At 73.5% G+C, this 13,991-nt stretch carries 9 protein-coding genes; 4 read left to right on the forward strand and 5 right to left on the reverse strand.

What is annotated here, in order from left to right; genetic code table 11:
• The 3 genes from KBY32_RS18915 to KBY32_RS18925 all read left to right on the forward strand — a co-directional run bounded on the left by KBY32_RS18915 (position 1) and on the right by KBY32_RS18925 (position 5,296).
• Entirely contained in the window at positions 1-2,388 is a 2,388-nt protein-coding gene (locus KBY32_RS18915) for a xanthine dehydrogenase family protein molybdopterin-binding subunit (protein ID WP_210980882.1), read from the forward strand.
• A 252-nt stretch (positions 2,389-2,640) separates the two neighbouring features.
• Complete coding sequence (locus KBY32_RS18920) at positions 2,641-4,098, forward strand: NCS2 family permease (RefSeq protein ID WP_210980883.1); 1,458 nt, start codon at positions 2,641-2,643, stop codon at positions 4,096-4,098.
• A gap of 43 nt (positions 4,099-4,141) precedes the next feature.
• On the forward strand, positions 4,142-5,296 hold the full coding sequence (locus tag KBY32_RS18925) for an XdhC family protein (protein ID WP_210980884.1): 1,155 nt from the start codon (positions 4,142-4,144) through the stop codon (positions 5,294-5,296).
• Here the strand turns inward: KBY32_RS18925 and KBY32_RS18930 are convergent.
• The 5 genes from KBY32_RS18930 to KBY32_RS18950 form a co-directional block, all read right to left on the reverse strand.
• Positions 5,245-6,552 (reverse strand): lanthionine synthetase LanC family protein, encoded by a 1,308-nt coding sequence (locus KBY32_RS18930; RefSeq protein ID WP_247689673.1) that lies wholly within the window; start codon positions 6,550-6,552, stop codon positions 5,245-5,247. The genes KBY32_RS18925 and KBY32_RS18930 overlap by 52 nt on opposite strands.
• Before the next feature lie 66 nt (positions 6,553-6,618).
• On the reverse strand, positions 6,619-7,059 hold the full coding sequence (locus KBY32_RS18935) for an SRPBCC family protein (protein ID WP_210980885.1): 441 nt from the start codon (positions 7,057-7,059) through the stop codon (positions 6,619-6,621).
• A gap of 125 nt (positions 7,060-7,184) precedes the next feature.
• Positions 7,185-8,327, reverse strand: coding sequence for a PP2C family protein-serine/threonine phosphatase (locus tag KBY32_RS18940; RefSeq protein WP_210980886.1), 1,143 nt, complete (start codon positions 8,325-8,327; stop codon positions 7,185-7,187).
• A gap of 111 nt (positions 8,328-8,438) precedes the next feature.
• Entirely contained in the window at positions 8,439-9,197 is a 759-nt protein-coding gene (locus KBY32_RS18945) for an IclR family transcriptional regulator (RefSeq protein ID WP_210980887.1), read from the reverse strand.
• A 49-nt stretch (positions 9,198-9,246) separates the two neighbouring features.
• On the reverse strand, positions 9,247-11,313 hold the full coding sequence (locus tag KBY32_RS18950) for a SpoIIE family protein phosphatase (protein WP_210980888.1): 2,067 nt from the start codon (positions 11,311-11,313) through the stop codon (positions 9,247-9,249).
• A 206-nt stretch (positions 11,314-11,519) separates the two neighbouring features.
• Between KBY32_RS18950 and KBY32_RS18955 the strand changes: the two genes are divergently transcribed.
• Complete coding sequence (locus KBY32_RS18955; protein WP_210980889.1) at positions 11,520-13,988, forward strand: SpoIIE family protein phosphatase; 2,469 nt, start codon at positions 11,520-11,522, stop codon at positions 13,986-13,988.
• Positions 13,989-13,991 lie beyond the last annotated feature (3 nt).

Consider the following 13,991-nt stretch of genomic DNA (forward strand, 5'->3'; position numbering starts at 1 on the left):
ATGGCGTCCCCCAGCGGAACCCCCACGAAGATCACCCAGGGCGCCCCGACCAAGGGCGGCATCGGTGAGTCCACGCTCCGCCCCGACGGCACCCTCAAGGTCACCGGCGAGTTCGCCTACTCGTCCGACATGTGGCACGAGGACATGCTCTGGGGCCAGATCCTGCGTTCCACCGTCGCGCACGCCGAGATCGTGTCCATCGACACCTCCGAGGCCCTCGCCCTGCCCGGCGTGTACGCCGTCATGACCTACGACGACCTGCCGACCGAGGTCCGCCACTACGGCCTGGAGATCCAGGACACCCCGGTCCTCGCACACGGCAAGGTCCGCCACCACGGCGAACCGGTCGCCCTAGTCGCCGCCGACCACCCGGAGACCGCGCGCCGCGCCGCCGCCAAGATCAAGGTCGAGTACCGCGAGCTGCCCGTCATCACCGACGAGGCCTCCGCGACCGCCCCCGACGCGATCCTCGTCCACGAGAACCGCGACGACCACCACGCCGGCCACGTCCCGCACCCCAACATCGTGCACCGGCAGCCGATCGTCCGCGGCGACGCGGCCCGCGCCGCCGAACGGGCCGACGTGGTCGTCACCGGCGAGTACACCTTCGGCATGCAGGACCAGGCGTTCCTCGGCCCCGAGTCCGGCCTCGCCGTGCCCGACGAGGACGGCGGAGTCCACCTCTACATCGCCACCCAGTGGCTGCACAGCGACCTCCGCCAGATGGCCCCCGTCCTCGGCCTGCCCGAGAGCAAGGTCCGGATGACGCTGTCCGGCGTCGGCGGTGCCTTCGGCGGCCGCGAGGACCTGTCCATGCAGATCCACGCCTGTCTGCTCGCGCTGCGCACCGGCAAGCCCGTCAAGATCGTCTACAACCGGTTCGAGTCCTTCTTCGGGCACGTCCACCGCCACCCCGCCAAGCTGTACTACGAGCACGGCGCCACCCGCGACGGCAAGCTGACCCACGTCAAGTGCCGGATCGTGCTCGACGGCGGCGCCTACGCCTCCGCCTCCCCGGCCGTCGTCGGCAACGCCTCCTCGCTCTCCATCGGCCCCTACGTGGTCGACGACGTCGACATCGAGGCCATCGCCCTCTACACCAACAACCCGCCCTGCGGCGCGATGCGCGGCTTCGGCGCGGTCCAGGCCTGCTTCGCCTACGAGGCGCAGATGGACAAGCTGGCGAAGGAACTCGGCCTGGACCCGGTGGAGTTCCGGCAGCGCAACGCCATGGAGCAGGGCACGATCATGCCGACGGGCCAGCCCGTCGACTCGCCGGCCCCGGTCGCCGAACTCCTGCGCCGCGTCAAGGCGATGCCCCTGCCGCCGGAGCGCCAGTGGGAGTCCAGCGAGGGCGCCGACGTACGGCAGCTGCCCGGCGGCCTGTCCAACACCACCCATGGCGAGGGCGTCGTCCGGGGCGTCGGCTACGCGGTCGGCATCAAGAACGTCGGCTTCTCCGAGGGCTTCGACGACTACTCGACGGCCAAGGTCCGGATGGAGGTCGTCGGCGGTGAGCCCGTGGCCACCGTGCACACCGCGATGGCCGAGGTCGGCCAGGGCGGCGTCACCGTCCACGCGCAGATCGCCCGCTCCGAACTCGGCGTCGCCCAGGTGACCATCCACCCGGCCGACACCCAGGTCGGCTCCGCCGGCTCGACCTCCGCCTCCCGGCAGACGTACGTCACCGGCGGCGCCGTGAAGAACTCCTGCGAGCTGGTCCGCGAGAAGGTGCTGGAGATCGGGCGGCGCAAGTTCGGCTCGTACCACCCGGCCTGGGCCACCGCCGAACTCCTCCTGGAGGGCGGCAAGGTCGTCACCGACGGCGGCGAGGTCCTCGCCGACCTCGTCGACGTCCTGGAGGACGAGAGCGTCGAGGTCGAGGCCGAGTGGCGGCACCGCCCCACCGAGCCCTTCGACCTGCGCACCGGCCAGGGCAACGGGCACGTCCAGTACTCGTTCGCCGCGCACCGCGCCGTCGTCGAGGTCGACACCGAACTCGGCCTGGTGAAGGTGATCGAGCTGGCCTGCGCCCAGGACGTCGGCAAGGCGCTCAACCCGCTGTCCGTCATCGGCCAGATCCAGGGCGGCACCACCCAGGGCCTGGGCGTCGCCGTCATGGAGGAGATCATCGTCGACCCGAAGACGGCGAAGGTGAAGAACCCCTCCTTCACGGACTACCTCATCCCCACGATCCTCGACACGCCGACCATCCCCGTCGACGTGCTCGAACTCGCCGACGACCACGCGCCGTACGGGCTGCGCGGCGTCGGCGAGGCCCCCACCCTGTCGTCCACCCCGGCCGTCCTCGCGGCGATCCGGGACGCGACGGGGCTGGAGCTGAACCGGACCCCGGTACGCCCCGAACACCTGACGGGCACCGCGTAACGTCCGCGCGGTTGCGGGCAGTCGTGCCTCCCCCAGTGCCTCAAGGGCCTTGGGGGACCCCCAGCGGCACGGGTGGGCGCAACGGCACCCCGGCGCCGGGCACAGCACACTCCACGGCTCACCCCCGGCGCCGGCCAAGCAAGTTCCGCGTTCGTCTCGGGCCGTCCCCCGGGTCGTGCACCTCCCCAAATCCCGTGCTCCACCGCCGACGGCGGCCACGGGTGCCCCTATGAACCTTGGGAGCAGGCCCACATGACCCAGCAGTCACTCGAGCCCACGGTCACCGCCGACGACGCGGGTGAAGGAACCCGCGTCCCGGCCGGCCGGTCCTGGCTCGACCGGTACTTCCACATATCCCACCGAGGATCCACGGTCGCGCGCGAGGTGCGCGGTGGCGTCACCACCTTCATGGCGATGGCGTACATCCTCCTGCTCAACCCGCTGATCCTGTCCGGCAAGGACGCGGCGGGGGACACCCTCGCGCAGAAGGCCCTCATCACCGCGACCGCGTTCGCGGCGGCCTTCACCACGCTGCTGATGGGCTTCTTCGGCAAGGTGCCGCTCGCCCTCGCCGCCGGCCTCTCCGTCTCGGGCGTGCTCGCCTCACAGGTCGTCCCGCAGATGACCTGGCCGCAGGCCATGGGCATGTGCGTGATGTACGGCGTCGTCATCATGCTGCTGGTCGTCACCGGCCTCCGCGAGATGATCATGAACGCGATCCCGCTCGCCCTCAAGCACGCCATCACCATGGGCATCGGCCTGTTCATCGCCCTGATCGGCCTGGTGAAGGCCGGCTTCGTGCACCAGGGCAAGGCGACCCCGCTCAGCCTCGGCCCGGCCGGTGAACTGGCCGGCTGGCCCGTCCTCCTCTTCGCCGTCACGCTGCTCGCCATCTTCATGCTCCAGGCGCGCGGCGTCCCCGGCGCGATCCTGATCGGCATCGTCGGCGGCACCGTCCTCGCCGTCGTCCTCAACGCGCTCGACGTGATCGCCCCCGAGCAGTGGGCGGGCGGCGCTCCCGAACTGCACGGCAGCGCGGTGTCCATGCCCGACTTCTCGGTCTTCGGCCATGTCGAGTTCGGCGGCTGGGGCGAGGTCGGCGCGATGACCGTCGGCATGATCGTGTTCACGCTGGTCCTCGCCGGGTTCTTCGACGCGATGGCCACCATCATCGGCGTCGGCACCGAGGCGAAGCTCGCCGACGACAAGGGCCGGATGCCGGGCCTGTCCAAGGCGCTGTTCATCGACGGCGCGGGCGGCGCGATCGGCGGAGTGGCCGGCGCCTCCGGCCAGACCGTGTTCGTCGAGTCGGCGACCGGGGTCGGGGAGGGCGCCCGCACGGGCCTGTCCTCCGTGATCACCGGTCTGTTCTTCGCCGCCTGCCTGTTCTTCACCCCGCTCACCGCGATCGTGCCGGGCGAGGTGGCGGCCGCCGCGCTGGTCGTGATCGGCGCCATGATGATGATGAACGCCCGGCACGTCGACTGGTCCGACCGGGCCACCGCGATCCCGGTCTTCCTCACCGTCGTGATCATGCCGTTCACGTACTCCATCACGGCCGGTGTCGCCGCCGGCGTCATCTCGTACGTGGCGATCCGCGTCGCCCAGGGCAAGGCCCGCGAGATCGGCGCCTTCATGTGGGTCCTGACCGCCGTGTTCCTCGTCTACTTCGCCCTGAACCCCATCGAGAGCTGGATGGGCGTCCACTGACTGGGTGAGCCCCTCCGCACAACCGCTCCAAGGAGACCGAGAGATGCTGGACATCGCCGAGGAACTGCACCGGTGGGCCGGGCAGGGACGCGACTTCGCCGTGGCCACCGTGGTGGCCGTCGGCGGCAGCGCTCCCCGTCAGCCCGGCGCCGCGCTCGCGGTGGACGCCGAGGGCACGGCGATCGGCTCGGTCTCCGGCGGCTGTGTGGAGGGCGCGGTGTACGAGCTGTGCCGACAGGCGCTGCGGGACGGCGAGTCCGTCCTGGAGCGCTTCGGCTACAGCGACGACGACGCCTTCGCGGTCGGCCTGACCTGCGGCGGCGTCATCGACATCCTGGTCACCCCGGTCCGGGCACAGGACCCCGTCCGCCCGGTCGTGGAGGCGGCACTGGCCGCCGCTGCGGCCGGCGAGGCGGCGGCGGTCGCCCGGATCGTGTCCGGGCCCGCCGAACTGATCGGCCGCGCGCTCCTGGTCCGCCCGGACGGCGGCCACGAGGGCGGCTTCGGCGGACACCCCGAGCTGGACCGCACGGTGGCGGCCGAGGCGGCCGCCTTCCTCGACGCCGGGCGCACCGGCACCCTGGAGATCGGCGAACAGGGCTCCCGCTGCGGGCAGCCGCTGACCGTGCTGGTGGAGTCCTCGGTGCCGCCGCCCCGGATGATCGTCTTCGGCGCCATCGACTTCGCCTCCGCGCTGGTCCGGGTCGGCGCGTTCCTCGGCTACCACGTCACGGTGTGCGACGCCCGCCCGGTCTTCGCGACGAAGGCCCGCTTCCCGGAGGCCGACGAGGTCGTCGTGGAGTGGCCGCACCGATACCTGGAGCGGACCGACGTCGACGCGCGCACGGTCCTGTGCGTGCTCACCCACGACGCCAAGTTCGACATACCGCTGCTGCGGCTCGCCCTGCGCCTGCCCGTCGCCTACATCGGCGCGATGGGCTCGCGCCGCACGCACCTGGACCGCAACGAACGGCTCCGCGAGGCCGGGGTCACCGAACTCGAACTGGCCCGGCTGCGCTCGCCGATCGGCCTGGACCTCGGCGCGCGCACCCCGGAGGAGACGGCCCTGTCGATCGCGGCGGAGATCGTCGCGAGCCGGCGCGGCGGCAGCGGGGTCTCACTGACCGGGGCGCACACGCCCATCCATCACGACGCCACGTCCCGGCCCGCGGAGGCCCGGATCGGGTCCGTCGCCTGAGTCCGGGCCACCGGCTGGTCGGGCCAGGCGACGGCGTACGACGGGTCGCCGCCGCCCACGATCCGTACATGGCGCAGGAGTTCGCGCACGATGCCCGCGCTGCCCGACGCCCAGCCGCACTCCGGTTCGAGGCCGCTCGGGGTGGCGCGGTGCTCCACGTTGGACCAGCGGGCGCCGTCGGCGTCCCGTACGGCGTGCGCGCCGAGCGCGGCGACGAGCGTACGGGAGAAGGCGGGGGAGTCCCCCTGCTCGGCGATCCGGTCGCCGGCGAGGGCCAGGACGCCCGCCGTGCCGCAGCAGCGCCCGTCGTTGTCCCAGAAGCCGGGGCGCAGCCGGCGCGGCAGCCCGGAGCGGGTGACGGTGCCCCAGCAGCGGTCGGCCAGCTCCGGCCACACCGGGTCGCCGGTCACGTCCCGCAGCAGCCGGAACACCTGGGCGTCACCGGCCGGGCCATGGCACCAGCCGTAGCTGTACCGCGGGGTGACGTCGGGGAAGTGCGGCGGGTCGGAGTGGGGGACGAGAAAGCCGTCAGGTCCGTCCTCGTCACGCGCGACCACGTCGGCGGCCCCCGCGAGGGCGAGTTCGAGCAGATCGGACCGTCCGGTCGCCCCGCCGACCGCGGCCAGCCCGTACACGACGCCGAGGGTGCCGTGCGAGATGTGGTGCATCCGCCCCTCGACCTCGGGCCGGAACGGCCACCGCACCCCGGCCGCCGTCGGCTCGGCCGTGCGTGCGTACGGCTCGACCGCCCGTACAGCCAGGTCGTGGTCCCCGGCGAGGAGGGCGCCCAGGCCGATGCCCGCGTTGCCGCCCATGAGTTCGTACAGCTCGCCCCAGCGCTCCCCGTCGAAGTTCGCGGCCACCCGCTCCAGGGCGCGTACGGCGGCGGCCCCGGCCCGGGCGTCGCCCAGCTCCGAGTGGACGGCCCGCAGGGCGAGCGCGATACCGGTCCGGCCGAAGTACAGGGAGTCGTCCTCCCACGATTCCGCGAACCCCTCCAGGGCGCGGGCCGCGCGCAGGGCGGTGTCCGCGTAGGCGTCGTCCCCGAAGTGCCGCCAGGCCTCCAGGAGTACGGGGACGACCCCGGCCGTGCCGTTGTAGAGCATCGGGTCGATCGCCTCGTCCGACGGCCGGACCGGCCAGCCCAGCCCGCCGTCCTCCGTCTCCCGCCCGGTGCCGATCAGCCAGCGCAGCCCGTCCACGGCCAGCGCCTCGACCTCGCCGGCCGTCATCGGCCCGGCCTCCGCAGTGCTCATACGATCGTCCCCCCGTCACCCCGGTCGGACCCCAACCCTACGTAACGGCACGGACGTCGACCCAAGTCAGGGGGTGCGCAGCAGCCGGTTCATCGCCCGTCCGAACAGGTAACGGCCCGCCAGCCGCACCACACCGTCCAGCGCGCCCGGCACGAACCGGACACGCACCTCCTCGTGCCACACGGCCCGGGTCCGGCCGCCGGGACCCGGACGCACCTCGATCTCCGCCCAGCCGGTCATCACCCGGCCCCGCTTCTCCAGCCGGCACCGCCCCGGCGCGGTGTCGCCGGGCGGCTCCCACAGCGTGACGTCCATCGGGTCGTCGAAGCCGAGCGGGCCGAGCCCGGTGCGGGCGACGAAGCGGGTGCCCTCCCGGGTGGGCCCGGGGGTGAGGACCCGGATGCGGGTGAACGGGACGACGTCACCGTGGCGCGGCCACTCCGTCAGACGGCGCCAGGCCTCGTCGAGGGGGAGCGCGACCGTGCGCTGGAGGAGAAAGGTGGCCACGGGAAGATCCTACGGAACGCCCTCGCGCGATCGGCGCTGGTCACGCCCGGCTCACCGGTACACCTCGCCGGGCTCGGCCTTGCCCGGGGCGAGCAGCCGGGTGGTGGCGAAGGGGGGACTTGGTCTCAGGAGAAGCAGGTGCCGACGTGCCCGGCCTCCTGCGGGGCCGCGGGTGCGGGCACGGGCGCTTCGGCGGGGACCGGCTTGCGCAGGAGGAGCAGGGCCGCGTCGTCGTGCAGATGCCCGCCGACATGGTGCAGCAGCTCGCCGTGGAGGGCGGTGACGGTGTCCGCCGGCTCGTCGCAGGTGTGCCGGGCCAGTCCCTCGGCCAGCGGGTAGAACTCGCGGTCGTGGTTGCGGGCCTCGGTGACGCCGTCGGTGTAGAGCAGCAGCTGGTCGCCGTCGGCGAAGGGCAGGACATGCAGGTCGGGCGTCTCGCCGGACAGGCCGCGCAGACCGAGCGGCGGGGCCGGCCGGTCCGGCTCGACCGGGACCACGGCCGAGTCCCGCACCAGCAGCGGCGGCGCGTGCCCGCAGTTGACCACTTCCAGCTCCCCGGTGCGCGGATATCCGGCGACCACGGCGGTCACGAAGTCGTCCGGCCCCAGGTTCCGCGCGAGGCTGCGCTCGATCCGGGCGACCGCGTCGAGCAGGTCGGGCTCGTCGTGAGCGGCCTCCCGGAACACGCCGACGACCAGGGCCGCCGTCCCCACGGCCGGCAGCCCCTTGCCGCGGACGTCGCCGACGATCAGCCGTACCCCGTACGGCGTGGACACCAGGGCGTAGAGATCGCCGCCGATCCGGGCCTCCGCCGCCGCCGCGCTGTAGCGCACCGCGACCTGGAAGGGACCCACCGTCGACGGCACCGGCTGCAGCAGGGCGTGCTGCGCGGCCTCCGCGACGGAGCGCACCGCCGCGAGCACCCGCTCACGGCGTCCGCGCAGCGCGCTGGTCAGCCCGCACGCCGCGGTGATGATCGCCAGGGCGGCCAGCGTCATGCCGAGAAAACGGCCCGGGACATGGTGATGGAGACCGAGGGCCACCCCGAGAACGCCGGCGAAGAGCCCCCCGCACAGGACCGTGCGGGGCCCGCCGACGGTGGCGGCGAGCGCCGGCACCGTGGCGAGCAGGGCCACCCAGGCCGTCTTCGAACCGCCCAGCAGGTCCACGAGCGCGAGCCCGGAGGCGATCAGTATCAGCAGTACGGCCGCGGCGACGATCCAACGCCGCGACCAGTGGTCAGGTCCGTTCTCAGGGGCCCGGCTCATTATCTGTCCGCTGTCCTCGTCTGTACGCCCAGGGCGAAGCACCCCGGAAACCTGATATGTCCTATTTATTAGGAAACCGGGATGAGGTGGGTCCGGGCAAGCCACGGGATTTCAGATACTGAGCGACAGGCTCCGCGTCACCCGCTCCGCCGTCGGCAGCAGCAGCGCGCCGACGTCCTCCAGGCGCGCACGGCCGTCCGCCCGCAGCGACACCCCCAGCGAGCCGAGCGTGCCGCCGCTGTAGACGGGCACCGCGACACAGACCGTGCCGAGCGCGTACTCCTCCATGTCCGTGACCGCGGGGGCGATCGGCGAGGTGTCCAGCCGGCGCAGCAGCTCGGGAGGATCGGTGATCGTCCTCGGCGTCAGATCGGCCAGGTGGTGCCGCGACAGGTACTCCCGGCGCGCCTCCTCGTCCAGCTCCCGCAGCACCGACTTGCCGAGCGCCGTCGCGTGCCCGGCGTCCTCGAACCCCACCCACAGATCGACCCGCGGGGCGCGCGGACCGTCCACGATCTCGGCGACCCGGATCTCCCCGTCCTCGTAGAACGTGAGGTAGGCGGCGCTCGACAGCTCGTCCCGCAGCGCGGCGAGCGCCGGACGCACCCGGCTGAGCAGGGTCTGCGCCCGGCCCGACGACCGCAGCGTCCCCAGCCGGTCGCCCAGCACGAACCCGCCGTCGTCGAGCTTGCGCACATATCCGTCGTGCACCAGCGTCCGCAGCAGGTGGTAGGTGGTCGCCAGCGGCAGATCGGTCTCCCGCGCCAACTGCTTGGCGGGCGCGCCGTTGTCGTGCGCGCTCATGGCCTCCAGCAGCCGGAAGGCCCGCTGGACGGAGCCGATGAGGGTGGGACCGCTCGGAGCACCCATAGGACAAGGGTGCGCCCCGCCGCACCCCCGGGCAAGGCGGGCCCGGCGGTCACACCACCCGGGCCACCAGCAGCGCCACGTCGTCGTGGTCGTCGGGGTGGCGCAGGCCGTACAGGAGCAGGTCGCAGGTCTCCTCCAGGGGCCGGCGCGGCTCGTCGAGGAAGCCGAGCAGTACGTCCAGCCGGTCGTCGATGGAGTGGTGCCGTGTCTCCACGAGCCCGTCCGTGTACAGGACCAGCAGATCGCCCGGCACCAGCTCGACCGTCGTCGTCTCGAACGGCACACCCCCCACCCCCAGCGGCGCGCCCGACGGCAGCCGCAGCAGCCGCGGCGGCTCCCCGGGCCGGGACAGCGCGGGCGGCATGTGCCCGGCGTTCGCGACCTGGCACTGCCGGGTGCGCGGATCGTAGACCGCGTACAGACAGGTGACGATGTAGTGCTCCAGATCGCAGGTGATCTTGTCCAGGTGGTGGAGCACCGCGCCGGGATCGAGGTCGAGGTCCGCGTACGCGCAGGTCGCGGTGCGCAGCCGGCCCATCGTGGCGGCCGCGTCGATGCCGTTGCCCATCACGTCCCCGACGACCAGGGCGGTCTTGTCGTCCTCCAGCGGCAGCACGTCGTACCAGTCGCCGCCGACCTCGCTGGTCGCCTGCGCCGGCTGGTAGCGGGAGGCCAGCTCCAGACCCGTGTGGTGCGGCGCGTGGTCGGGCAGCAGGCTGCGCTGCAGGGTGAGCGCCGTGTTGCGCACGCTCTGGAACCAGCGCGCGTTGTCGATGGCCACGGCGGCCCGGCCGGCCAGCTCGAGGGCGAGGACCACGTCGTCCTCGTCGAACGGCACCGGATTGCGGGTCCGCTTCAGATCCAGCGCGCCCAGCACCTCGCCGTGCGCGATCAGCGGCACCGCCAGGTACGAGTGCACCCCCGCCCGCGCCAGCAGCTCGGTGGCCTGGGCGTCCCGGCCGATCCGCGGCAGATCCGCCGCGCCCACGTGCCGCACCAGCACCGGCCGCGCCGTGTGCACGCACAGCGTGACCAGCCGGTCGCCCTCGTACGCGGCGAGATCACCCGGCGGGTCGGCGGCCCGCAGCGCGGCGCTCGGATACGCCGACTTCAGCGCGAGGGCGCGGAACAGCTCCGGGCCGTTCTCCGGCCGGCGGTTGCGGCGGCACGCGAGCGCCGCGTCCAGCACGTCCACGGCGACCACGTCGGCCAGCTCGGGCGTCGCCACGTCCGCCAGCTCGTCGGCGGTCCGCTCCACCTCCAGCGAGGTGCCGACCCGCGTCGACGCCTCCGCGATCAGCGCGAGGCGCCGCCGGGCCTGATCGGCCGCCGCGGCCGCCCGGTGCCGCTCGGTGACGTCGACGAACGAGATGGCCGCGCCCAGCACCCGCCCGCCCGGGTCCTCCAGCCGGTAGAACGACAGCGACCAGGCCCGCTCCTGATCGGGCTCGTCCGGCGGACGGCCCACGTGGTACTGGTCCAGCAGCGGCGTCCCGGTGGTGATCACCTGCCGCAGACACGCCTCGATGGTGTCGATGTCCGACAGCGGCAGCGTCTCCCGCAGCGGGCGGCCCACATGCTCGCCGGCCGGGGTGCTGTCGACCCGCTCCAGCGCCGGGTTCACCAGCAGGAACCGCAGATCCGGGCCGACGAGCGCGATCCCGATGGGGGACTGGTTGATCAGCCGCTCGCACAGCGCCAGATCCGTCTCGACCCGCTGGAGCAGCGAGTGGTCCGCCGCGATGCCGAGCGCGTACACGTCCCCGAGGTCGTCCAGCAGCCGCATGTTGCGGAACTCCGTCATCCGGGTGCTGCCGTCCTTGTGCCGCACCGGGAACGTGCCGGCCCAGCTCTGCCCGGTCCGCAGCACCTCCGCGAACAGCTTCGTCACCGACGGCAGATGCTCGGGGTGGATGAACAGCCGGGCCGCGTGCGTGCCGAGCGCCTCCTCGGCGGAGTAGCCGAACAGCTCCTCGGCCTGCGGGGTCCAGAAGACGATGCGCCCCTCGGCGTCCACCACCACCGCGGCCACGCTGAGCACGTCCAGCAGCCCCGTCGGCCGGGGCGGCTCCGCGCCATGGCCGCCCGGTTCGGACTCCAGGGATCCGGCTGTCATCGCGGCGCCTCCTCCACCCCCGGTGACACCCCCGGTGGGCTCACCCGCCGCGGCCGCCCTCGCACACGGCGACGGCCGGGCCGGCACCTCCATGCTCCCTCCACCGCGCGTCTCGCGCACCGGGCGGGCCTCCCGTGCGCGACGGAGACGCAAGCAGGAACATGGGTCGTGTGAGGACGGGACCGACGGACACAGCGTGAGGAGCCATGGACGCTCCGCGAGACAACCAGGACAGCCCCCGGGCCGAGGCCCGGCGGGAGCCCATCGACGCGGCCGGCGACGCCGCCGCCGTGGTCTCCCGGGAGGGCCTGGTCATCGCCTGGACCCGGGCCGCCGAAGAGCTGCTCGGCCTCCCCGCGGACGCGGTCGTCGGCACCCCCGGGCTGCGGCTGCTGGCGACACCCGGCGACCGGGCGCGGGCGGCCGCCGTCGCCGAACGCTGCCGGTCCGGCTCGGGATGGAGCGGCCGGTTCCCGGTACGGCACCGCGACGGGCACCTCCTGGACGTCGACGTACGGGTCTCCCCGGGCTTCCGCGTCGGCCACGAGGAGTGCTACCTCGTCTCGGCCCGCGACCGGCCGCCCCAGTGGGTCGCCGGCGAGTCCGTCCTGAACGGCTTCCTGACCCGCTCGCCCGTCGGCATGGCCGTACTCGACACGCAGCTGCGCTATGTCTGGCTCAACGACACCCTGGAGCGCCTCGGCGGGGTCCCGCGCGGACAGCGGCTCGGCCGCCGCCTCGGCGATCTGCTGCCCGGCCTGGAGGCGGAGACCATCGAGGGCCTGATGAGCAAGGTCCTGGAGACCGGGTCCCCGGTCATCGACTACGAGTACGTCGGCTGGAGCTGGGCCGACCCGCACCGCCAGCGGGCCTACTCGACGTCGTTCTTCCCGCTCGTCGACCCCGACGACACGGTCAGCGGGGTCTGCTACATGGTCCTGGACATCACCGAGCGGTGGACCGCCCGCCGGCTGCTGACCCTCGTCAACGAGGCCGGCACCCGCATCGGCACCACCCTCGACGTGCTGTCCACCGCGCAGGAGCTCGCCGACTTCGCCGTACCCGCGTTCGCCGACTTCGTCGCCGTCGACCTGCTGGAGCCGGTGCTCAGCACCGAGGGACACGGCGCCTGGCTCACCGACGCCGGCCCGGTCCTCGTCGGGGCGGCGATGCGCCGGGCCGGACTGCGCTCGGTCCGCGAGGGCAGCCCGGAGGCCGCCGCGCAGGTGGGCGACCGGGTCGACTTCGTCCCGCCGCCGCACGACGAGCACCTCCTCACCGAGGGCGCCCCCGTCCTCATCCCGGTCCTCGACCCGTTCGACTCCCGGTGGGCCGCCGAACAGCCCCGCCGGGCGGCGAGCATGCGCGCCTACGGGCTGCACTCGCTGATCTGCGTGCCCATGCGGGCCCGCGACACCGCGCTCGGCCTCGCCACGTTCCTGCGCTCGCGCAACACCGCCTCCTTCCGGCCCGACGACGTCCTCGTCGCCCAGGACCTGGTGGACCGCACGGCGATCTGCGTCGACAACGCCCGCCGCTACACCCGCGAGCACACGGCCGCCGTCACCCTCCAGCGGAGCCTGCTGCCACAGGCCCTGACCGGCGGCACGGCCGTCGAGGTGGCCTCCGCCTACCGTCCGGCCGACCCCGCGGACGGCGTCGGCGGCGACTGGTTCGACGTCATCCCGCTGTCCGGCGCCCGCGTCGGGCTCGTCGTCGGCGACGTCGTCGGGCACGGTATCGCCGCCGCGGCCGCCATGGGCCGGCTGCGCACCGCCGTGCAGACCCTCGCCGACATGGAGCTGCCGCCCGACGAACTCCTCGCGCACCTCGACGACCTGGTCCTGCGGCTCAGCGAGGAGCAGCCCGGGGAGGGGCCCGGCGCCGCCGACCGGGGCTCGGCCGGCTTCCTAGGCGCGACCTGCCTGTACGCCGTCTACGACCCGGTCAGCCGGCGCTGCACGATGGCCCGCGCCGGACACCCGCCCCCCGTCGTCGTGGGCCCCGACGGACAGGTCTCCTACCCCGAGCCGCCCGCCGGGCCCCCGCTCGGGCTCGGCGGGCTGGCCTTCGAGTCAGCCGAGATCGAACTCGCCGAGCACAGCCTGCTCGGCCTCTACACCAACGGCCTCGTGGAGAGCGAGACCGCCGACGTCGACAGCCGCATGGCCCGGCTCGGCGACCTGCTCGCCCGGCGGGACCTCGACCTCGACGCCCTGTGCTCGTCCGCCGTGCGCGACCTCGTGCCCGAGCAGCAGTCCGACGACATCGCCCTGCTGCTGGCCCGCACCCACGCCCTCGCCGCCGAGAACGTCGTCTCCTGGGAGGTGCCCGTCGACCCGGCCGCCGTCGCCGACGTACGGGCCCGCGCCACCCGGCAGATGGCCGCCTGGCACCTCGACGACCTCGCCATGACCACCGAACTGATCGTCAGCGAACTCGTCACCAACGCCATCCGCTACGCCGAACCGCCCCTGCGGCTACGGCTGCTGCGTGACTCCCGGCTGACCTGCGAGGTCGCCGACGCCAGCAGCACCGCGCCCCGGCTGCGCCACGCCCGCAGCACGGACGAGGGCGGCCGGGGCCTGTTCCTGGTGGCGCAGCTCGCTCACCGCTGGGGCGCCCGCTACACACCCGAGGGGAAGATCATCTGGGCCGAGCAGGAACTGCCCTGACCC

The sequence above is a fragment of the Streptomyces sp. RK62 genome (assembly GCF_018070255.1).
GTDB lineage: Bacteria > Actinomycetota > Actinomycetes > Streptomycetales > Streptomycetaceae > Streptomyces > Streptomyces nigra.